This is a genomic window from Lonepinella koalarum, from assembly GCF_004565475.1.
In the GTDB taxonomy this organism is placed as follows: domain Bacteria; phylum Pseudomonadota; class Gammaproteobacteria; order Enterobacterales; family Pasteurellaceae; genus Lonepinella; species Lonepinella koalarum.
In genome coordinates, this window is the sequence record NZ_SRHX01000003.1 from 1 (window position 1) to 22,139 (window position 22,139).

The 22,139-nt window shown below is 38.0% G+C and carries 16 protein-coding genes, 1 rRNA gene and 1 pseudogene; 16 read left to right on the forward strand and 2 right to left on the reverse strand.

Annotated elements, in window-relative coordinates:
* The first annotated feature begins 42 nt into the window (after window positions 1-42).
* The 11 genes from rrf to E0709_RS04710 all read left to right on the forward strand — a co-directional run bounded on the left by rrf (window position 43) and on the right by E0709_RS04710 (window position 10,606).
* Window positions 43-158, forward strand: a 5S ribosomal RNA gene (rrf, locus tag E0709_RS04660).
* A gap of 285 nt (window positions 159-443) precedes the next feature.
* Complete coding sequence (locus tag E0709_RS04665) at window positions 444-1,280, forward strand: glycosyltransferase family 25 protein (protein ID WP_135107929.1); 837 nt, start codon at window positions 444-446, stop codon at window positions 1,278-1,280.
* A gap of 115 nt (window positions 1,281-1,395) precedes the next feature.
* On the forward strand, window positions 1,396-2,067 hold the full coding sequence (locus E0709_RS04670; RefSeq protein ID WP_132301058.1) for a trimeric intracellular cation channel family protein: 672 nt from the start codon (window positions 1,396-1,398) through the stop codon (window positions 2,065-2,067).
* An 8-nt stretch (window positions 2,068-2,075) separates the two neighbouring features.
* Window positions 2,076-2,528, forward strand: coding sequence for a ribosomal protein S18-alanine N-acetyltransferase (gene rimI / locus E0709_RS04675; RefSeq protein ID WP_132301056.1), 453 nt, complete (start codon window positions 2,076-2,078; stop codon window positions 2,526-2,528).
* A gap of 60 nt (window positions 2,529-2,588) precedes the next feature.
* The gene (locus E0709_RS04680) at window positions 2,589-3,398 is read left to right on the forward strand and encodes a hypothetical protein (protein ID WP_132301054.1); all 810 of its coding nucleotides are present in this window, start codon (window positions 2,589-2,591) and stop codon (window positions 3,396-3,398) included.
* Between the two features lie 5 nt (window positions 3,399-3,403).
* A complete protein-coding gene (locus tag E0709_RS04685; protein ID WP_132301052.1) occupies window positions 3,404-6,133 on the forward strand; it encodes a YdbH family protein in 2,730 nt (909 codons plus the stop codon).
* Entirely contained in the window at window positions 6,130-6,315 is a 186-nt protein-coding gene (locus tag E0709_RS04690; protein ID WP_132301050.1) for a YnbE family lipoprotein, read from the forward strand. The genes E0709_RS04685 and E0709_RS04690 overlap by 4 nt, the downstream gene beginning before the upstream one ends.
* A 56-nt stretch (window positions 6,316-6,371) precedes the next feature.
* Window positions 6,372-6,827, forward strand: a complete 456-nt coding sequence (gene nrdR, locus E0709_RS04695; RefSeq protein ID WP_132301048.1) for a transcriptional regulator NrdR — start codon at window positions 6,372-6,374, stop codon at window positions 6,825-6,827.
* A complete protein-coding gene (ribD, locus tag E0709_RS04700) occupies window positions 6,827-7,948 on the forward strand; it encodes a bifunctional diaminohydroxyphosphoribosylaminopyrimidine deaminase/5-amino-6-(5-phosphoribosylamino)uracil reductase RibD (RefSeq protein ID WP_132301046.1) in 1,122 nt (373 codons plus the stop codon). The genes nrdR and ribD overlap by 1 nt, the downstream gene beginning before the upstream one ends.
* 11 nt (window positions 7,949-7,959) lie before the next feature.
* Window positions 7,960-9,003, forward strand: coding sequence for an outer membrane-stress sensor serine endopeptidase DegS (gene degS, locus E0709_RS04705; RefSeq protein WP_132301044.1), 1,044 nt, complete (start codon window positions 7,960-7,962; stop codon window positions 9,001-9,003).
* Window positions 9,004-9,028: 25 nt separating this feature from the next.
* Entirely contained in the window at window positions 9,029-10,606 is a 1,578-nt protein-coding gene (locus E0709_RS04710) for a peptide ABC transporter substrate-binding protein (protein ID WP_132301042.1), read from the forward strand.
* Here E0709_RS04710 and E0709_RS04715 read toward each other — a convergent pair.
* Entirely contained in the window at window positions 10,584-11,513 is a 930-nt protein-coding gene (locus tag E0709_RS04715) for an AEC family transporter (protein WP_132301040.1), read from the reverse strand. The genes E0709_RS04710 and E0709_RS04715 overlap by 23 nt on opposite strands.
* Window positions 11,514-11,653: 140 nt before the next feature.
* On the opposite strand from E0709_RS04715, the gene E0709_RS04720 reads away from it, so the two are divergent.
* The 4 genes and pseudogenes from E0709_RS04720 to E0709_RS04735 all read left to right on the forward strand — a co-directional run.
* Window positions 11,654-12,106 (forward strand): DUF441 domain-containing protein, encoded by a 453-nt coding sequence (locus E0709_RS04720; RefSeq protein ID WP_132301038.1) that lies wholly within the window; start codon window positions 11,654-11,656, stop codon window positions 12,104-12,106.
* A 3-nt stretch (window positions 12,107-12,109) separates the two neighbouring features.
* Complete coding sequence (gene hrpA, locus E0709_RS04725; protein ID WP_132301036.1) at window positions 12,110-16,021, forward strand: ATP-dependent RNA helicase HrpA; 3,912 nt, start codon at window positions 12,110-12,112, stop codon at window positions 16,019-16,021.
* 209 nt (window positions 16,022-16,230) lie between these two features.
* Window positions 16,231-19,551, forward strand: a complete 3,321-nt coding sequence (locus tag E0709_RS04730) for an Eco57I restriction-modification methylase domain-containing protein (RefSeq protein WP_132301034.1) — start codon at window positions 16,231-16,233, stop codon at window positions 19,549-19,551.
* A gap of 300 nt (window positions 19,552-19,851) precedes the next feature.
* Window positions 19,852-20,127: pseudogene (locus E0709_RS04735) on the forward strand (Fic/DOC family N-terminal domain-containing protein); the annotation flags it as partial.
* On the opposite strand, the gene E0709_RS04740 reads toward E0709_RS04735, so the two are convergent.
* A complete protein-coding gene (locus tag E0709_RS04740) occupies window positions 20,031-21,269 on the reverse strand; it encodes a Zn-dependent hydrolase (RefSeq protein WP_132301032.1) in 1,239 nt (412 codons plus the stop codon). The pseudogene E0709_RS04735 and the gene E0709_RS04740 overlap by 97 nt on opposite strands.
* A gap of 116 nt (window positions 21,270-21,385) precedes the next feature.
* On the opposite strand from E0709_RS04740, the gene pepE reads away from it, so the two are divergent.
* Window positions 21,386-22,090 carry a dipeptidase PepE gene (pepE, locus tag E0709_RS04745; protein ID WP_132301030.1) on the forward strand — a complete coding sequence of 235 codons (705 nt, stop codon included), beginning with the start codon at window positions 21,386-21,388 and terminating at the stop codon, window positions 22,088-22,090.
* Window positions 22,091-22,139: the final 49 nt, after the last annotated feature.

Genomic DNA, 22,139 nt, shown 5'->3' on the forward strand with positions numbered 1-22,139 from the left:
GCACGGCACTGCCGTCTGAAACCTGTCATCTGAACCCTGATTTCTGATGGTCATAATGCAGTAGCGCCACCTGATTCCATGCCGAACTCAGAAGTGAAATGCTGTGATGCCGATGGTAGTGTTGGGTTTCCCAATGTGAGAGTAGGTCACCATCAGGTTTTTAATTTAAAGCGAACCCCAGTTACGATTGTGACTGGGGTTTTGTCTTTTTATATTTCCTTCAACATCTTCAAAAAATAGGTTGCACGAACAAGATGAGTAGGGGCGTATTGCATACGCCCATGCTTGATATATTTTTCTCAAATCATGGAAGTATCACGTTCTAGGGCGTATGCAATACGCCCCTACAGAAGCCTAAAAAATAATCTATTTTCAAAGGAGTATACTCCTTTACCTATCCTGTAGTCACTTGATATACAAGCAAAAAATACTTGCATAGGATTATGATTGTCTATATAATATACAATAATTCTTATTATATAGGTAAGCATAATTATGACAACCAGCAACCAGCAACCAGCAACCAGCAACCAGCAACCAGCAACCAGCAACCAGCAACCAGCAACCAGCAACCAGCAACCAGCAACCAGCAACCAGCAACCAGCAACCAGCAACCAGCCATATTTGTCATTAGTCTAAAAAATTCCAGTCGCAGAAATATTATTGCTCAACGTTTTAATTACTTTAATATCCCCTTTCAATTTATCGACGCCGTTTATGGTAACTCCTTGAGTGAAGAAGAACTTTCGCTGGTTGATTATGAATTTTATCCTAAAAAATATAACGCCAACAAACCACTCACCCTAGGTGAAATTGGTTGTGCCATGAGCCATATTAAGGTTTATCAGCATATGGTTAAAAAAAATATTGAACAAGCCATTATCTTTGAAGATGATATTATTATTCATCATGAATTTAACAAAATCATCACTGATGTATTAAAAAAAGTGCCTGATAGACGTGAAATTATTTTTCTTGATCATGGCAAGGCGAAATCCCATTTATTTAAACGTAATCTCCATGAAAATTATAAATTAGTGCGTTATCGTAGCCCTTCAAAAAATTCTAAACGTTGTATTATTATGGCAGATGCCTATTTACTTACTCTCAACGGTGCAAAGAAATTATTAAATCTTGCCTATCCCATTAGAATGCCCGCGGATTATCTAACGGGGTTATTACAATTAAATAAACTTAATGCTTATGGTGTTGAGCCACCTTGTATTATGCGACAATCTTTACCCTCTGAAATCGATCAAATTGGAGATAGATATGATTAGGATTAAATTTGGGCAGACGCATCGGGTCTGCCTCTTAATCTAAATTATACCCTTTTGCTATTTCCCCCAAACTGCGCTAAAATCAACCGCACTTTTCATCAATATATTAGAACCTATGCTACTGTCCATTCTTTACATCATTGGGATCACTGCCGAAGCCATTACGGGGGCGTTGGCAGCCGGGCGGGAGAAAATGGATATTTTTGGGGTGATTATTATTGCATCCATGACGGCTATTGGTGGTGGTTCAGTGCGGGATGTCTTATTGGGGCATTATCCATTGGGTTGGGTGAAACATCCTGAATATTTTATTATTGTTGCCACGGCTGCGGTGTTGACGGTGTTTATTGCTCCCTTTATTAATCATTTCATGCGATATTTCCGTACAATCTTTTTAGTGTTAGACGCTGTGGGATTAATTGTGTTTTCCATTATCGGAGCGCAAGTCGCTTTAGATATGGGGCATGGTTATACTATTGCGATTATCGCAGCAATTATTACTGGTGCATTTGGCGGTGTTTTGCGTGATTTGCTGTGTAACCGTATCCCACTAGTATTCCAAAAAGAACTTTATGCTAGCGTTGCTTTATTGGCGATCTGTATTTATATCGGATTGCACGAGCTTGGTATTCAGCACGATCTTGTGGTGATAATAACCTTACTTAGTGGCTTTATTATCCGCTTGTTGGCGATTCGTTTTGAATGGGGACTACCTGTGTTTGATTATCAAGAACAGGAAATTGAGAAAAAAACGGACATTGATCATTTGCCTAAAAAACGTCAATAAGGAACGTTATGGATATTCAAATTGAATTTATTGTACCGCAGGATTTTGATCGTCTATTTACAATTGAACAAGAGGCACATCTTATACCTTGGTCATTAGGGACGTTAACAAATAATCAGGGCGAGCGTTATCATAATCTAAAGATTTTACTCAATCATCAAATTGTTGGCTTTGCCATTAGCCAAATTGTGCTTGATGAAGCGACGTTGTTTAATATTGCTATTGATCCTAAATTTCAGGGAAAAAAACTCGGTTCTATCTTGCTTAATCATTTACTTCAACAGTTACAGCAAAAAGGCATAAAAACACTGTGGTTAGAAGTACGCGAAAGCAATCAAAAAGCCCAAAAATTATATGAACAATGTGGCTTTAATACCGTTTGTGTGCGTAAAAATTATTACCCTACTCTTGATGGAAAACGTGAAAATGCTATTGTAATGGCAGCTTATCTCGCTTTTTGATTTGGCTTGATAAAGTCAGTATAATCACAGAATGAAAAATTAACTGATCTGAAACATAATATGTCTGAAGAAACCACCTTAAAACAAACCGCACTTTTATCATCTATTCCAGTATTATTGCCGGTAATTATTGAGTGTTACGCTATATTCTTACAACAGCAAGTTGAGATAACTTATTTTTCATGCGCTTTTTTAACAGCGCAATTACTTTGCCTTGTGGTTTTTATAAAAGGGGAAATCTGTCCCGGACAACGTGGGCGTTTAATGGCTAGCCAAAGTTTGTTTGCGATTTATTGGTTATGTTCAGGTATTATTGGTTTATTTGGCACGCATCAAGTTGCAATATTAGCTATGTCAGCTTGTGGGTTAATCATGACAATTGTGGCGTTAAAGCAACCTAAAGAAGATGAAACGTTACGTAATAAACGTCTATTTGGGGGGATTATTATAGGGCTGAGCGGCGTTGCTATATATCTATGGTTAATTTTTACTCAACCCATATCTAACGCTATTATTTATAGCCCACTCGCTCAACTGTTCATTGGTGTGATATTAGCAAATTTTGCTTTGCTGATTTCTCGTAACCGCTTGCAAGCGTTTATTGCGTTATTACCCTTTGCGATGTCAGTCTTGTTATTGTTGAATATCATTAGCGTGTTAATTTTTATGTCCATTACTACCAGCCAAAGTGCGGTGCTTTTTACAAATTATTTTGCTCTTTTGGTTTATTTTATTTCCCATTTGGTTTTAATGGCTATTTTAGCGCTGCATATTATTAGAAAAATAAAATTGCGTTACCAAACCCTAGTTGTTTTATTGTTTATCGCCTTATTTTTACCCATTTGGTCTATTTTTTCTTACGTTAGCTAATCTATATGGTTAAGAAATTTCTTGCTTTCTCATTATTACTGTTTATCAGTATGTTAGGGATTGTGACCATATTAATTATTTCACCCCATCATATTGAGCGATTGGTGAATTATTTTTTAGGACAAGAAATTTCCGTTCAAATTGCCGAAAACACACAAGTTTCAACGACAGAGGTGAATTTGAGTTCATTGCTTGTGAAGCTCAATCAACCGTCTTCTTGTGCTTTAGTGCAACTAGAAAATGTACAGGCTCAATGGTGGTATTCCCGATCTTTGCGCGCAGACAAAGCGATTGTGGATTATGCTTGTCTTATGCAATTATCTACATCTGATGAAACACCAAAAAGTCAGCTAAATTTAACCGCGCTTTTGGCTAATGTGCCAAACATGGAGCTAGACATTGCGGATTTACAAGTCATTAATACAGACAGCATAACAGCTGCAGCTGTGCAGCAATTATTACAAAGTCAGTTATCGGCAAAATTGATTTATCAAGATCAGCAAATTAGCTTGCAAGCGAACGGTAAAGAGGGCAATCAGGATCTTGTTAAACTGAATGCCATATTAAAAAATCAGCAATTAACTGGCGATTTAACCTATCAACCCGAAGCTGAACAGCAACATCAATTAAATTTTCAGCTAGCCTTAGCACAACATATATTAGATTTGCCAACACAGGGAAAACTAGATTTACATTGGCAGCGTGATGATTTACCGATAAGACAAGCAGATTTAACTTTTCAATGGCAAGATCAACAAGGTACATTGAGTTTGCAGGATCTTGAGCATCAACAACAGATTTTAAATGTACCGTTTAAATTTGAGCAAAATCAACTACAAATTGAACAAAGTCGTTTTTATTGGGATATTGATGCATTACAGCAACCTTTGCAAGGGGTGTTAAATTTAACCTTGCGAAAACCTACTGAAAATTGGTTGCCACTTGATATAGATATGCGTTTGAGTCTGTTTTCTGCGGGGGAAGCGGGTAAAGGTAATATCGTGATTTATGGTACCAATGGTTCCATTACCAAAGAAAAAATAAATATACCATTGGAAGCACATGGTAACATTAAATATGATCAATCTATTGCTTATGTCGATGCGGTGTTTGATGTACGCGGTGATGAAAATGATTTGTTTGCCTTATTTAAAGAAAAATCCACCTTACGTGTGAATTGGAAAGAACCGAATGCTAATATGAATGTGCGACTACCATTAGCTGATGCGGTTATTGGAAAATATGGGGTTGGCGGACGTTTACAGGCATTTTTACAAGGAGATACCGCTCAATTTTCCGATATTGATTTACATTTAGATGGTGAAGCAAATCAATTTGTGGCGGGGGTAACATCTTTATTTTCCTTGCGAACGCGTGATTTTCAACGTAATGGTGTCACCTTAAAAGGGCGCGATACTAACTGGTGGAAATGGAATTTTAAAGGAAAAGCTACGGTTAAAGCCTTAAAAAGTACCCTTAAGGTCAACGGAAAAGGTGCATGGCAATCCGATAAAGTGGAGATTCATCAGTTGAATGCAAATATAGCACAATTCCATCGGTCGGGTATGTATGTACCGAAAATTGACCTTGGACTAAAAGAAATCATTCGGTGGGATTATGAAGAAAAGCAACTACAAGGATTGTTGCAAGCTAAAATCCCTGAAGTTCGTTTAGATTATGGTGGACATTTTGTACAGCCTATTTTGAATCTTGCTATTAATGGGACGGATATTAAAGATGTGAATTTGGCTGGGGATATGACAGCCGGTGGATTAGGACCAATAAAATTATTCGCCCATTATCGTCATGACGAATTAGTCGGTCGCATTTATTGGTTGGAACAATCTGCTAAGGTATTCCAACCATTGTTTCCACACCATTGGGAATGGGCGATTATTAATGGTACGATTAAAGGACAAACATCTTTTGATGTCAGTTTGGAACGTGGTTTACAAATGGGGGGACACTTTTCTATTCGACAAGGAGAAATTGCTTTTCCAGATGGTGAATTGAAAGGTATTGAATTTGCCCTACCTTATCGCTATATCAATGGCACCGTTGAGCTGGTGAAAAATCCAGTTCAAGTCTCGGTAAAGCATTTAAAATCTGGCGTATTGGTGGCAGAAAATTTACGTGTAAAAGTACAAGGTTATTACCCTTATACTAAAAAGCGACCTTTGACCTTAAGCGAACTTAAATTAGATTTGTTGGGGGGGGATGTGAGCATTAATAAATTTGCCTTACCACAACAGAAAATCGCCAATGTGCAATTACATAATATTGACTTATCTCAGGCGTTAGCCATGGCAGAATATACGCAAGTCGGTTTAACAGGGCGAGTGAATGCCATTTTCCCATTCTGGTTGGAAAATGCCCGTTGTATTATTTGTCATGGTAAAATTACTAAAACTGAGCATCAAGATGTGAATTTAAAATTGGGTTCGGAATTGATCAAAGGGTTAAAATCAGGCGGACTTACCGAAGGGATTTTGGCAGATGTAGTCAGTGAAATGAATTTGCAAAATTTAACTGCCACGGTGAATCTTGAGCCAAATGGATTGTTAATATTATCTTCCCATATAATGGGGTATAATCCAACCAAGAAGCATAAAAATCCAATTACGTTGAATTATAATCATCAAGAAAATGTGTATGAATTATGGGATATGCTTAACTATGGTTCAGCATTTGAACAGAATTTGAAATATGACTTTTATCAAAAACTGACAAAATGAGAAAAATAATTAAATTTACACCGCAGTTTATGCTAATTGCCTTATTGGGGCTCACCGCTTGTACGCCAACCGTGCAGCTAGAAACGCCGAAAGAAGGGATCACGATCAATATGAATGTGGTAGTCGATCACAAAATTAATGTAGAAATGGACGATAAAACCAAACAAGTGTTGGAAAAATAAGCCCTATTGATGGCAAAATTTTGTTAAACTAAGGGGAAATTTACAAGGAAATTATTATGCATTGTCCATTTTGTTCCGCCGAAGAAACCAAAGTCATAGATAGCCGTTTGGTTGCCGAAGGTTATCAAGTTCGTCGCCGTCGTGAATGTACGCAATGTCACGAGCGTTTTACGACCTTTGAAAGTGCTGAATTGATCGTCCCTAGAGTCATCAAGACCGATGGTTCTCGAGAGCCTTTTGATGAACGTAAACTCCGCTATAGTATTCAACATGCCGTTGGTAAGCGTCCTGTTAGCGAAGATGATATTGAAAAAGCAGTAAGTCATATTATTCACCAACTACAAGCCACAGGTGAGCGTGAGGTAGCTAGTAAATTAGTGGGAAATTTAGTGATGGATGAATTAAAGCAGCTTGATAAAGTCGCCTATATTCGTTTTGCATCAGTCTATTTGAGTTTTGAAGATATTAACGAATTTTCCAAGGAAATTGATAAAATCAAGGATTTAGCCTAATGACATTTAGCCCACAAGATCAAGAATTTATGCAACTGGCGTTAGATTTAGCGGCACGGGGACGTTTTACCACATCACCCAATCCGTCGGTAGGTTGCGTATTAGTGAAACAAGGACAAATTATTGGACAAGGTTTTCATTTTAAAGCGGGCGAACCCCACGCTGAAGTAATGGCGTTACGTCAAGCCGGTGTGCAAGCCAAAGACGCCACTGCTTATGTCACATTGGAGCCTTGTTCCCATTATGGTCGTACGCCGCCTTGTGCTAAAGGACTCATTGACGCTGGTGTGAGTAAAGTGATTGCGGCGATGTTGGATCCTAATCCACAAGTAGCAGGACGTGGTTTGCAAATGTTGCAGGATGCAGGCATTGAAACTGCGGTGGGATTATTGCAAGAAAAAGCGGAAGTGCTGAATAAGGGCTTTTTACACCGAATGCGAACAGGTCTGCCTTTTGTACAGTTAAAACTGGCAATGAGTTTAGATGGTCGTACCGCCATGGCGAATGGTGACAGCAAATGGATTACGGGTGAATTAGCTCGATCCGATGTACAACAAGAACGGGCCAAAGCATCCGCTATTTTATCAACATCAGCCACTGTTTTAGCCGATGATCCTAGTTTAAATGTACGTTGGCAACAGTTACCCGCTGATATTCAGCAGCAATATGCCATTGAAAATCTACGTCAACCGATTCGTATTATTTTGGATTGCCAACATCGAGTTTTACCAACCCATCAACTTTTTAAGACCGATTCACCGGTTTGGTTAGTGAGTGATAAAGTACGTGATTTATCGGATTATCCTGATTTTTGCCAGCACATTCAGTTAAAAACCATCGAAAATCAGACCGCACTTTTTACCTTAATGCAAGAACTGGCAAAGCGCCAAGTTAATAATCTGTGGGTGGAGAGTGGTGCGACTTTAGCCGGTACATTAATTGAACAGAAGTTAGTCAATGAATTGATTGTTTATATTGCTCCTAAATTATTAGGTGATCAGGCTAAGGGGTTGTGTAAGTTACCTAATCTGCATCAACTCTCGCAAGCTCCACAATGGCAATTACAATCTGTTGAACAACTCGGTGATGATCTCAAAGCCATTTACCGTAGAAAAGCATAGGAAAAGCAATCATGATAAAAAAATTATTACAATCAGCGTTAATCGGCTTAATTTGTGCAGGTCTTATTTTATTTGTGATTCCTAAATTTACTGGTGGGAGTGGATTAAAATTAACCAGTGAAGTGATCAGCTTCAAAGATGCTGTACGAATTGCATCGCCGGCAGTAGTGAACGTCTATAATCGAACCTTTACCAGTAATTCTAATTTAGATACTGGAACCGTTTCTACCAATAATCTAGGTTCCGGTGTGATTATGAGCAAAGACGGTTATATTCTTACTAATAAACACGTGATTCAAAGTGCAGATCAAATTATCGTAGCTTTACAAAATGGACAAATATTTGAAGCCAATCTGATTGGTTCGGACAACTTGACTGATCTTGCAGTATTAAAAATTCGAGCGGATAATTTATCGACTATCCCACAAAATCCAAAACATCAAGTTCATGTGGGTGATGTGGCTTTGGCAATTGGCAATCCTTATAATTTAGGACAAAGTGTCTCGCAAGGTATTATCAGTGCCACGGGACGGAATGCGATTGGTGAAACCGTAGGGAGACAGAATTTTATTCAGACTGATGCATCGATTAACCGAGGTAATTCTGGTGGTGCATTGATTAATTCCTTGGGTGAATTAGTGGGAATTAGCACGTTAAGTATTGGCAAAGATGCAACTGAAATTGCCGAAGGACTTAGTTTTGCCATTCCCATTGAAATTGCCAATGATGTAATGAAAAAAATTATCCGTGATGGTCGAGTGATCCGCGGTTATTTTGGGGTGCAAAGTAATATTTTATTTAGCAACGGACAAAGTGATGCAAGCAGCAGTGGGATTTTAATTGAAAATGTGGTACCTAACGGTCCGGCTGCCAAGGCGGGTATTCAAGCGGGTGATGTAATGTTGAAATTTAATGATATGGCGGCAAATTCACCGGAGCAAATTATGCAAGTGATTAGCAATACAAAACCTAATACACAGGTTAAGGTGATGATTTCTCGTTTAGGGCGAATTTTTGAATTACCGGTGACCATTGAAGAATATCCGGTGAATTAACATATTTAGCAATAAGGCAAAACAGATGAATAGGATAAAATTCAGCAAATTATCTATAACGGCAATTTTTAGCTTAATTTGTCTTTCTGCTTGTGAGCCGAATAAATCAAATTCAACACAGCTTCATCCGACTTCGCCATCAGTCACACCAGAGCAATCATCTAGCTATCAAGCTGATGTTTTAGTTCGTGGTGTCTATGATCCTTTTATTTTACAACCAGCAGAAATTCGGCAACCTGAACAAAGCGCTTTATTACGAGATTTATTTGAAGGTTTGGTGATTTACGATCCGCAAGGAAATATTGTCGCAGGTATGGCAGAAAGTTGGGAAAGTGCGGATCAAAAAACATGGATTTTTCATTTACGTCAAAATGCCAAATGGTCAAATGGTGAAGATGTAACAGCACAGGATTTTGTCCGAAGTTGGCAAAATTTAGCCTTGTCGGATAATCCGCAGAAAGAATTTTTGCTCTATATGAATATGCAAAATGCTAAGCAAGTGATTGAGCAAAGTATGCCCGTGCAACAGCTTGGTGTACAGGTCTTAGACGAGCATAGTTTACAAATTCAACTAGATAAATCAACGCCTTATTTACCTAAAATGTTAGCGCATATTGCCTTGTTACCGAGCTATCAAGCAACCCCAGAACAAAAAAAGGCGTTTATTACCAATGGTGCTTATAGCGTGGTTGAACAAACGGCAGATCGTATTCAATTAAGCCAAAATCCGTATTATTCAAATGACCATAGGCGAGCTTTTAGCAAAGTAATTTATCAAAAAATTGATGTGCAACATTCTAGTCAACCTATTGATATTATTCAGAATGTTAAACATAAATCGGATAATATCAATTACTTTCCACAGCTTTGTACTTATTTTTATGAATTTAATTTCCGTCATCCCATATTAAAACAAAAAGCGGTGCGAAGTGCGTTAATTTCAATGATTCCAAGTGATATTGTGTCCCAATATCCTTTTGTTATGCCAAATGGGATTAATTATTTACCAAATAATATGCAATTTGAACAGCAACGAGATTTTGAACCGACGCTGGTAGAACAGAAATTACAACAAGCCGGCATTACTGAACAAAACCCACTGAAGCTACGTTTAACTTATGATAATAATGGGTTACATCAACAAATCGCAGAACATTTAATTCGTGGTTGGTCGCAGTCAGATTTAATCCGAGTACAAGCTGAACCGGTGTCTTATCAAACCTTATTAGAAAAACGAGTGAAAGGGGATTTTCAAATTATCCGTTCGGGTTGGTGTGCGGATTATAATGATCCGTCCGCTTTTTTATCTATGTTACATTCCCAAAGCGCGGATAATAAAATGGGATTTTCTGATCCTGAAATTGATCAGTTATTAGCGCAAACCCTATCTCCTGATATTTCTGCACAAAAACGCACCGCAGTTTATCAGCAAATTATTGAACGTACTCAACAAGAATATGTGGTGATGCCGATTTTTCAATATGCTACGCCAGTGAGTATTGCTCCAAACGTGGCTGGCTATAATGTCACTAATCCGACAGGAGTGATTTATAGCAAGGATCTTTATCGCTTAAATTTACCTAAGCCAACTGATATAAAGTAATAATTAATGGCATGGTAATTACACATAACATGGTGGTTACACCATAGATCGCACTGGATTTTTGCGCATCTTTACCATGCAATACAGCAATTTGCGTCACCGTTGCCGCCGCGGGACTAATGGTGGCTAAGAAACTGATTAACGCAATGGTTTCGCCATGTTCGGCAAAACTAGCGAAATGCCCTAATTTAATCACCACCATTAAGCAAAGCGGTACAAAAATAAGACGTAGGAAAGTGACTAAATAAATCCGTTTAGATGACAAAATACTGCGTAATGGAATGCCTGCAATCAACATACCCGCAATCAACATGGCATTGGGTCCGATAAATGAACCGACCGATGATAACGTGCCTACAATAATAGACGGTAATTTTATCTGAAATGCAAACAAAGTAGCACCGATAATAATCGCCCAGATATTAATGTTTTTAATGATTTTACTTAAAGATAGCGACTTTTCACCACAGATCAGACCACGACAATGGGTCCAAAATAATACGGTTTGCACCACGATAAAACAGGTTGCATAAATTATCCATTCATCGCCAAACATAGACATGACCAACGGAATAATCAAATTACCCGAGTTGGAATAAATGGCAGACGCATGCTCCACACCATCTAGTTTAAATATTTTTTTGAGAATAATCCCCATGATAATTAAGATAATATGCAATAAAATTGCCATGGAAACAGAAAGTAGTAAGCCGCGCAATAATTCAGGGCTGTAATCAATTTGGAACGCTTTGAGCATCACTGCTGGGCTAATGATATACACACCGACAGCGGAGAGCGGAAAGGTATCTTTCGGTTGCAATAATTTTGATTTCACCAAACCGTAACCTAATAACACTATTAAGGTGAGTTCAGTGATTTTACTGGCTAAAATTAAGGCAATATCCATAATAGTCGATCTCTTTAACACATAGAATGTCAGTGTACCGACTTTTTTTGAAAATGAAAATAAAAAAGCATGGGGAAAGGGAGAATTTGTTATAATATACAGAAATTTTGGAAAAAAGACCGCGCTTTAAAGGAGCAACTATGTCACTACAATTTAATGCTATCGCCCTATTATTAGTGATTCTCATTTTACTCGGCGTACTTAGCAGCAACAGCTCCATCACTATTTCCGCCACCATTTTATTGTTAATGCAACAGACATTTTTAAGCAAATATATTCCTTTTATGGAAAAAAATGGCGTGGCGATTGGGATTATTATTTTAACCATTGGTGTGCTTAGCCCGATTGTGTCAGGCAAAATTCCCATACCGAATTGGTCGGCGTTATTGCATTGGAAAATGTTTGCAGCTATTGCGGTGGGGGCGTTAGTGGCGTGGTTTGGGGGACGTGGGATTCCTTTAATGAGCAGTCAGCCAATTTTGTTGACGGGCTTGTTAATTGGCACTGTGCTTGGCGTGGCGTTTTTAGGCGGTGTGCCTGTGGGTCCGTTGATTGCAGCAGGGATGCTATCCTTGGTGGTGCTGGGGAAATAAACTGTGAAAGTAAATAAATCAAACAAAACCCCGTTAACGTCGTTACAAAAAACCTTATTCAGCCAACTCAGGGATGTGATGATCCTTGATGAGCGAAAAATTGCTGCTCGGATCAAAGGATTGTCGCAAATTAAACATGAACAAAGCCAACAAGCCGTGGCGGCTGAAATTCAAAGCCAAATTCAATTGGCTCAGGAACGTTTAAACCAACGTAAAACTGCGGTGAAAAAAATAGCATTTCCTGATAATTTGCCTGTTAGCCAACGAAAAGCAGAAATTCAAAAACTGATAAGCGAAAATCAAGTGGTGGTGATCGCAGGCGAAACAGGATCGGGCAAAACCACCCAATTACCGAAAATGTGTTTAGAACTGGGTTTAGGCAAAAAAGGCTTGATCGGACACACCCAGCCACGCCGTATTGCAGCTCGTTCCGTGGCGGCTCGTATTGCGGAAGAATTGCAAACGGAACTTGGCGGTATGGTGGGCTATAAGGTGCGTTTTAACGATCAAGTAAGCGAAAACACGCAAATTAAGCTGATGACAGACGGGATTTTGCTGGCAGAAATTCAAACCGATCGCTATTTAAATCAATATGATACACTCATTATTGACGAAGCCCACGAACGTAGCCTTAATAACGATTTTATTCTCGGCTATCTCAAACAGCTTTTGCCACGCCGTCCTGATTTAAAAGTCATTATCACATCAGCGACTATTGATGTGGAACGTTTTTCTCAGCATTTTAATAATGCTACCATTTTAGAAGTATCAGGGCGAACCTATCCAGTGGAAGTGCGTTATCGTCCAATGTTAGACAACGATGAAGAAGATCAATTACAGGGCATTGCTAACGCAGTAGATGAACTACAAGCCGAGGGCAGAGGCGATATTCTGATCTTTTTAAACGGCGAGCGAGAGATTCGGGATACGGCGGAAATGTTGCAAAAACAAGATCTTCGCCATACGGAAATTTTGCCTTTATATGCACGGCTGTCCGCTCAAGAACAAAATAAAATTTTCCACCCGAGCGGACTGAATCGTATTGTGTTGGCAACTAACGTGGCGGAAACGTCCTTGACTGTGCCAGGGATTAAATATGTGATTGACCCAGGCACCGCACGCATTTCTCGTTACAGTTACCGCACCAAAGTGCAACGCCTACCCATTGAGCCGATTTCGCAAGCATCCGCCAATCAACGCAAAGGGCGTTGCGGTCGGGTAAGCGAGGGCATTTGTATTCGCCTGTATTCGGAAGAGGATTTCAACAACCGCCCTGAATTTACCGATCCTGAAATTTTACGCACCAATTTAGCCAGCGTGATTTTGCAAATGACGGCGTTGGGTTTGGACGATATTAATGCTTTTCCTTTTGTGGATGCCCCCGATAAACGCCATATTCAAGATGGCATTAAGTTGTTGGAAGAATTGCAAGCCTTTGAATTTAGACAAACTAAATTTGGCGAAAAACGCTTTTTAACCCAACAAGGTAAACAGCTCGCCCAGTTGCCAGTGGATCCCCGCCTTGCCAAAATGCTCTTAACAGCGGTAGAACAAGGTTGTTTACACGAATTAATGATTATCGTATCTGCCCTGTCTATTCAAGATCCCCGAGAGCGACCGCAGGAAAAACAACAATCCGCAGACGATAAACATCGCCGTTTTGCCGATAAAAAATCCGATTTTATGGCGTGGCTGAACCTGTGGAATTATATTCAAACCAACCAAAAAGAGCTGACCAAAAACCAATTTCGCCGTTTATGCCAAAAGGATTTTCTCAATTATTTGCGGATTCGGGAATGGCAGGATATTTATCATCAAATCAGAACCCAAGTGCGAGAATTGGGCTTGCCGATCAATTCGGAAGCGGCAAAATATCCGCAAATTCACACCGCACTTTTAAGCGGTTTGCTGTCGCATATTGGCTTGAAAGATAATGAAAAAAGCCAATATTTAGGGGCAAGAAACGCACATTTTGCGATTTTTCCTAATTCGGTATTGTTTAAAAAACAGCCGAAATGGGTAATGGCAGCAGAATTAGTGGAAACGTCTAAACTCTGGGGGCGAATGGTGGCGGAAATTGAGCCAGAATGGATCGAGCCGCTTGCCAAACATTTAACCAAAAGCAGTTATTCCGAACCCCGTTGGTCAAAATCCCGTGGGCAAGTGATTGCCGATGAAAAAGTGAGCCTGTATGGCGTGCCGATTGTGGCAAGTCGCCCTGTGAATTTTAGCCAAATTGAACCGCAAACCTGCCGTGCGATTTTTATCCAATCCGCCTTGGTGGAGGGGGATTGGAATACTCGCCACAAATTCTTTTTTGCCAACCAAAAATTAGTGCGTGAAGTTGAAGAGCTAGAGCATAAATCTCGCCGCCGTGATATTTTGGTGGACGACCGCACCTTGTTTGAGTTTTACGATGAACGCATCGGGGCGGACGTGGTGTCGCAGAAACATTTTGACAGTTGGTGGAAAATCGCCAGCCAAAAAGATCCTGATTTGCTCAATTTTGAAAAATCGTTCTTGATGAATGAAGATGCACAAAAAGTGAGCCAACTGGATTTTCCGAATTTCTGGCAACAGGGCAATATTAAGCTCAAATTGACTTATCAATTTGAACCTGGGACGGACGCAGACGGCGTGACGGTGCATATTCCATTGCCGTTGCTCAATCAAATTGAAATGACAGGTTTTGACTGGCAAATCCCCGGTTTACGCCAAGAATTGATTATCGCTTTAATCAAAGCCTTACCGAAAACGCTCCGCCGCAATTTCGTGCCAGCCCCCAATTATGCCGAGGCGTTTTTAGGGCGAGTAACCCATTTTGATAAGCCTTTGACGGAAACTTTAAGCCACGAGTTCCGCCGAATGACAGGCGTAACCGTTGAACCTGAGCAATGGAATCTTGAACAAATTGCCCCGCACTTAAAAATGACCTTCCGTGTGGTGGACGACAAAGGCAAAAAAATTGCCGAAAGTATGAATTTGGACGAGTTGAAATACTCCCTCAAAGATCGGGTGCAAGCCAGCATTTCCGCCGTGGCAGATGACGGCATTGAGCAATCGGGGATTCATATTTGGAATTTCGACCAACTGCCGCAATGTTATGAGCAGAAAAAACAAGGGTTTACGGTCAAAGCCTTTCCTGCTATTACGGACGAAAAAGATGCCGTGGGGATTAAATTATTTGAAACCGAATACGAGCAAAGCGTGGCAATGCAGCAGGGGTTACGCCGTTTAATTTTGCTCAACGTGCCATCGCCGATCAAATATTTACACGAAAAATTACCCAACAAATCCAAACTGGGGCTGTATTTCACCCCGTTCGGCAAAGTGCTGGAATTAATTGATGACTGTATCGCCTGTGGTGTGGACAAGCTGATCGCCGATTTTGGCGGTTTTGTATGGAATGAAACGGATTTTGACAAACTACGAGATTTCGTGCGAGAAAACCTCAATGATATTACCGTGGACATTGCTCAACAGGTAGAACGCTTGCTCACGCTCACCTTTGAAATCAACAAACGCCTAAAAGGCAAAATGGATTTTACCCAAGCCTTTGCCCTGTCTGACATTAAAGCCCAACTGAACGGCTTGATTTATCAAGGCTTCGTAGAAAAAACAGGCTACGGCCGCCTGCCCGATTTACAGCGTTATCTCCAAGCCATAGACAAACGCCTAGACAAACTCACCCAAGACACCAACCGAGACAGGGCGGCAATGCTGCGAGTAGAACAATGCCAACAAGCCTACAATCAACTGTTAGCAAAACTGCCAAAATCTAAACCTCACTCTGAAAGCGTATTGGAAATTCGCTATATGATTGAAGAACTTAGGGTGAGTTTGTTTGCTCAACAGTTGGGGACAAAGTACCCGATTTCGGATAAAAGGGTGTTGGGGGTGATTAATGAGATTTGATTATTCTGCTTTATTCTGAAAATAAGTTGATTTAATTTTTTAAAATAGTTATATATAAGCCTTAGTCATATTTGTGTCCTACTTGGCAAATATTTGATTGATGTATTGAATGTCTAAACCATCAATTTGATTTAGGAAAATAGAGATGCACTTAAATAAATTATATTTTATATTCACACTATACATAATGTGATTTTTTGGGGATTTTGATGAATACTTACGATTTAGAAAGAGTGTTTTCCAATGAAAGATTTCAGTATGAACTCAATAAAGTAGTAATTGATGTAAAAGAACAAGCGTTAATTGCTCCTAATGAAAAAACTATTGAAACTAAATTTGATAATTTGTTATATAAATTATTTGATGAATTTTTTAAACCTTTGGGTTATGAATATCGACCAATAAAAGAACAAAGTATAGCTCAACCTACGTCAAATTTGTCTTTAAAAACAACCAGAGTAGATACCGCTCTTGAAAATGTATTAATCGAGTTTAAGCAACCTAAGACTTTATATTCTCAAAAAGCCAAAGAAAAAGCCTTTCAACAAACGTTAGATTATATTACTAACATAAATAGAGACGGTGTAATAAAAACTTTCGCAATAGCAACTGATGGCATGGTTTGTGCGGTATTTACTATTGACAGTAAGGGTGAAATAAGAAGTGAACAATATACAGATATAACATATGAACATTATGAGCGTTTAATTAAAGCTATTGTTGGTCTTAATCAAAAAACTTTTGATTCTTCAGCTTTGATTAATGATTTTGCACCAATTAATAATGCTCCAATTCGTAATTTAGCTATTTTACTCTATGAAACAATTAATAATTCAGCAACGACTAAAACTCAAATGTTACTTAGTGAGTGGAAAAGCTTATTTAAATTATCTCATGATGATCACTCACAACAAAAGGATATTATTAAGCGTAAAGAGTCATTGGGCGATTACTTAGGATTATTTTTGACAACAAGGGAAAGTGAATACAATGCTCTTTTTGCCTTGCAAACCGCTTATTCGATTTTAATTAAATTAATTGCTTTTAAAGTTGTGTCACAAATAAAATTTGATGATTCTTTAGTTAGTTATACTGAATTGCTGAATGCTGAATCTAATGCTCTACAAAGTAAAATGGTAGAGTTGGAGTCAGGTTCAATTATTAGAGATTATGGCATACAGAACTTGCTAGAAGGAGACTTTTTCTCTTGGTATTCTACTTCATCTCAATGGACTAATGAAATTGCTGAACAAATTAAGTTGATTATTTTAAAACTCAATAAATATACTACTTTTGATTTCTTTAACTCTCAATTACAAGCAAAGGACTTCTTTAAGAATCTTTATCAGACTGTTATGCCTAGTCCTGTACGTCACGCACTTGGTGAGTATTATACGCCCTATTGGTTATCTGAGCATGTAGTGAATAAAAGTTTAGATTTTTATAATTTAAATAGTAATAAAAAGTGGCGATCTTTAGATCCAACTTGTGGTTCTGGGACATTTATTACAGCTTTAATTAATGCAATTATAAGTTCTTTACCTAAAAAAGATATGGATAAAGGTGATATTTTACGGGAAATTACATCAAGGGTTGTAGGCATTGACTTAAATCCCCTTGCTGTTTTGACAGCTAGAGTTAATTACTTTTTAAATATATCACCTTTTATTACCTTTGATTCTGAAATTGAAATACCGATATATTCAGGTGATTCAGCATATACGCCAGAAATAGTTACAATAGACAAAATAAATTTTATTAAATACTCTTTAGATACTAATCTTCCTAACCATAACCAAGAGGATATGACTTTTCCTGTATATTTTCCTGAAGCAGGGTTACGAAATCTAAAAAAATTCTCTCGTTGTATGATTGAAGTGGAATTAGATATCCTATCCCAAAATATTGACATTGTATATACACGGTTAATGACTTTAGTTCCAGATGAACTGAAAGATAAGAGCATTATTAGTGAAAAAATCTATGATCTTGCTTATCACTTTGTAAGGTTTGAAAAGAAACAATGGAATGGTATTTGGGCAAGAATTATCACTAACTACTTAACAACATCAAAGATAGGGTTGTTTGATATTATTGTTGGTAATCCTCCTTGGGTAGATTGGAAAAATCTACCATCACAATACAGGGAAAAAATTAAATCACTTCAAATAACAAAAACAATTTTTTCAGGTGATGTTAGGACAGGGGGGATTAATCTGAATATTGCTGCTCTTATCACCAATGTTGTAGCTAGTAACTGGCTACATCAAGAAGGTGTAATGGGAATGCTTATGCCCAATACTTTTTTGGTGCAAAAAACCTATGAAGGATATAGGAATTTACTGCTATCAGATGGTAAAAAGGCATATTTTTTAGGTTTTGACGACTGGAGTAAAGCAGGAAATCCATTTGATGGTGTGACTCAAAAATTTTACACTTATTATTTTAGTAAAAATAAGCAAGATTATGCCCAAGGTTTGACGATAGATCGCTATGTTAGAGATAACAACGTGAATACGAATGTAGAGCGGTTAGATGTTAATCAATCTTTTATTAAATATAAAGGAATAGCTTTACAAGGAAATGAAAAAACAACCAATTTTTCTTTGCTATATAGTGACAGTAAGAGCTGTACTCTCAATTTAGATAATATTAAGTTAATTTCAGCTAATTGTTCAGATTATATTGGCAGAGAAGGAGTAGAAGTTTATCCTTTAGAGTTAATGTTGTATGAATTTGTAGAGAATGGCAAAAATACCGACAATTGTGTTACTTTAAAAAATGGGCAATTCCCAAAATCAAAATTTAAAGTAAGTCCAATGCGAATTTTCGTGGAGAAAAAATACTTACGTCCTTTAGTTCGTGGAGTAGATATAATTCCATTCCATGTAGATAGTCAATACATCGTACCTTTTGCTTATGATGAGCAAGACAGCAAACGTGTTGCTATAACACTACAAAAGTTACGAGAAACATCATCATTATTATTTAAACATTTTTTAAATCATCAAGCTATGTTTGAGTCTCAAAATGCTTATAGTAAAAAAATCATCAATGGTGGAGTTGTACCTTTTTATTCAATGGCTCGTGTTGGTGATTATACTTTTGCTCCGTATCATGTCGCTTTTAGAGATAACACTAAAAATGTAGCTTGTGTTGTTCATCAAATACCTATGCCTTGGGGTGAACAAAGAAGCCCAGTGTTTCAAAACCATGCCGTAACTATATCACAACGCCCAGATGGTTCATATATTAGTTTAGATGAAGCATACTATATAGCTGGCATAATCAACTGTGATATTGTTTGTGATTACGTTAAGATGTCATCAGATCTACGCTCATTGCCTATTCGTCCACGGTATCAAATACCTTTATATGGTCTGAATCAAGTAAAAATTCATCAACAAGCAATTACTGCTTTTTCAAAACAGGCACATATACATTATACTAACGTTGAAATTGTAAACAAAATAAAGCAAAAGATCACAGAACATTACTTACTTATGTTAAATATTTTAGCTAATATTTAGCTATTTGAGCCTATTTGAAAGATCAAATAGGCTTTTAACTGTTAATTTATTCTCAAAATATGGAATTATTTTATGTTCCAGCTTGAAAGCTAAACCTCCACAAAATGCGGTGTGAAAAATAGCGTACACAAAAATACGGAAAATATCTATCAAATCCTCCCTCTTTTTACATTAGATAAATTAGAAACGAAAAGTTACCAATTAGCTCATCAAGTATTAGATTTCTAAAAGACGTAATGCAAGCTATCCCTAACCAACATATTTTGTTAGGGATATTTGCTGATGTAAGAAGCTAAAGAAAGTTCTGAAATTGAGAATATTATCACCACACAAGATGATTTGTATCAAAGCAATTTTTCTACGCAGCAATTTGCCACAGTGGCGGCGAAAGAAAGGCAGAATTATGTTCAAGCAATAAGATTGAAATTTAATGTTGTTGAGGCGAATGGATTGATTACGTTTAATTTTAAAAGCATTAATTACCCCACAACTTCCGCCTGCTCCAATACCACTTTCTGCAATACCTTAATTCCCGCCTCAACATCTTTCCATTCAGTAAATTCTAATGGATTATGACTGATACCTTTGTGTGATGGTACAAAAATCATGCCTGTTGGACAAAGGGTCGCCATGTGCATGGCATCATGCCCTGCGCCACTTGGCATCATTTCGAACGAATAACCTAATTCTTGACTGGCACGGCTAATATTTTCAATCATATTATCAGGTAACAAAATTGGGTTATCTGTTGAAATAAGCTGTAATTCAATTTGTAAACCGCGTTTTTTACTTATGATTTCAATTTGTTGTTTCAGTGCTGTAAAAACAGATTGTCGAGCTCCAGTATGTATGCCACGAATATCAACGAGTAATTCGCAATAGCCGGGTACTACATTCATTACCCCCGGTTTGGCGGTTAAATTGCCTACGGTTGCCACAGTGGAATGTCCAGCATCAATGGCGGCTTGTTCCACGGTTAACGCCAGTTCGGCACCGCCTAATAAGGCATCGTGGCGATAGTGCATGGCGGTGGCTCCCGAGTGATCCGCTTGCCCTTGGATATTGACAATACAACGAATCGGAGCGGCGATACCCGTCACCACACCAATCGTTTTTTGTTCATTTTCTAGGCGTGGACCTTGTTCAATATGTAATTCTACAAAGCATTTAAATTCATTTGCTTGACGTTTGGCTTGATCTATTTTATTAAAATCCAAGCCTATATTCGTCAGTGCTTGTTGTAATCCATTACCTTGTTTATCACGTAAATGGCTTAATTTTTGTTGGTTAGCAATGCCACTCATTACTTTACTGCCTAAGGTTGCATAGTTAAAACGGCTAGATTCTTCACAGGTAAAAATAATTAATTCTAAAGGGTGACGGGTGTGTATATTTTGTTCGCAAAGTTGCAACAAAATTTCTAAACCGCCAATAGAACCAAGGGGACCATCAAATTTTCCCGCATTCACCACACTATCAATATGAGAACCAAAGGCTACCACCGGTAGGTGATCTTCAGTTCCTGACTTACGAATAAACAAGTTGCCGATTTCATCATAGCGAATTTGCAGATTATGACCTTGGCATAATTCGACGACATAATTATGGGCTATTTGATCTTCAGGACTAAAGGCAAGACGAGTGAGTTCTCCTTGTTCAGCAGAAATCGTAGATAATTTATCAATAATTTGTTGGACTCTTGACATATTAATAAACATAGAGCTTTATTTTTCCTTATTATTTTTGTGACACAGTTCAAAAATTTGACATTTGCTCCTTTTTATTTTGGTTATTAAGGTACATAATGATGTTGAGTTTAAAAAGGAGGTCAATAATGAAAAATATGTTATTACTAAGTGGTTCAAAATACAAGGACACTGATTATTTAATTCATGCATTACCTTGGTTTGAGGCTTTTTTAAAGGATTATAAAGGTAAAAAAATGGCTTTTGTTCCTTATGCTGGTATTGTTCGGTCTTATGAAGAATATGAACAGATAGTGCAACAAGTCTTAGCGTGTTTTGATATTGAAGTGGTATCAGTACATAGGGGTAAAAAACATCAAGATATTATTGAACAAGCGGATGTGATTGCGGTAGGTGGTGGCAATACATTTTGCTTATTAAAACAAATGTATGAACATCGACTGATAGATGTTATTAGAGAAAAAGTCAATGCTGGCACGCCTTATACAGGTTGGAGCGCAGGTTCAAATGTAGCAGGAAGTTCCATTATGACGACCAACGATATGCCGATTACTTTCCCACCATCTTTCAATGCATTAAATTTATTCCCCCATCAAATTAATCCACATTTTATTTCAGGTAAACCAGCTGGTCATAACGGTGAAAGCCGAGAAGAAAGATTAGCAGAGTTTTTAATTGTTAATCCCAATGCTTATGTTTATGCCTTACCAGAGGGAACGGCATTGCGTATTCAAGGTGAAAAAGCAACAGTATTAGGTTCAACGGATATTTTGAGATTTAGTAACAATATGCAATTAACTACATTACCTGTTAATTCAACATTTCAATATTAGAACTAGCGTAACAATTTAACTGTTTGTTATTACAGTTTATTTTCTTACT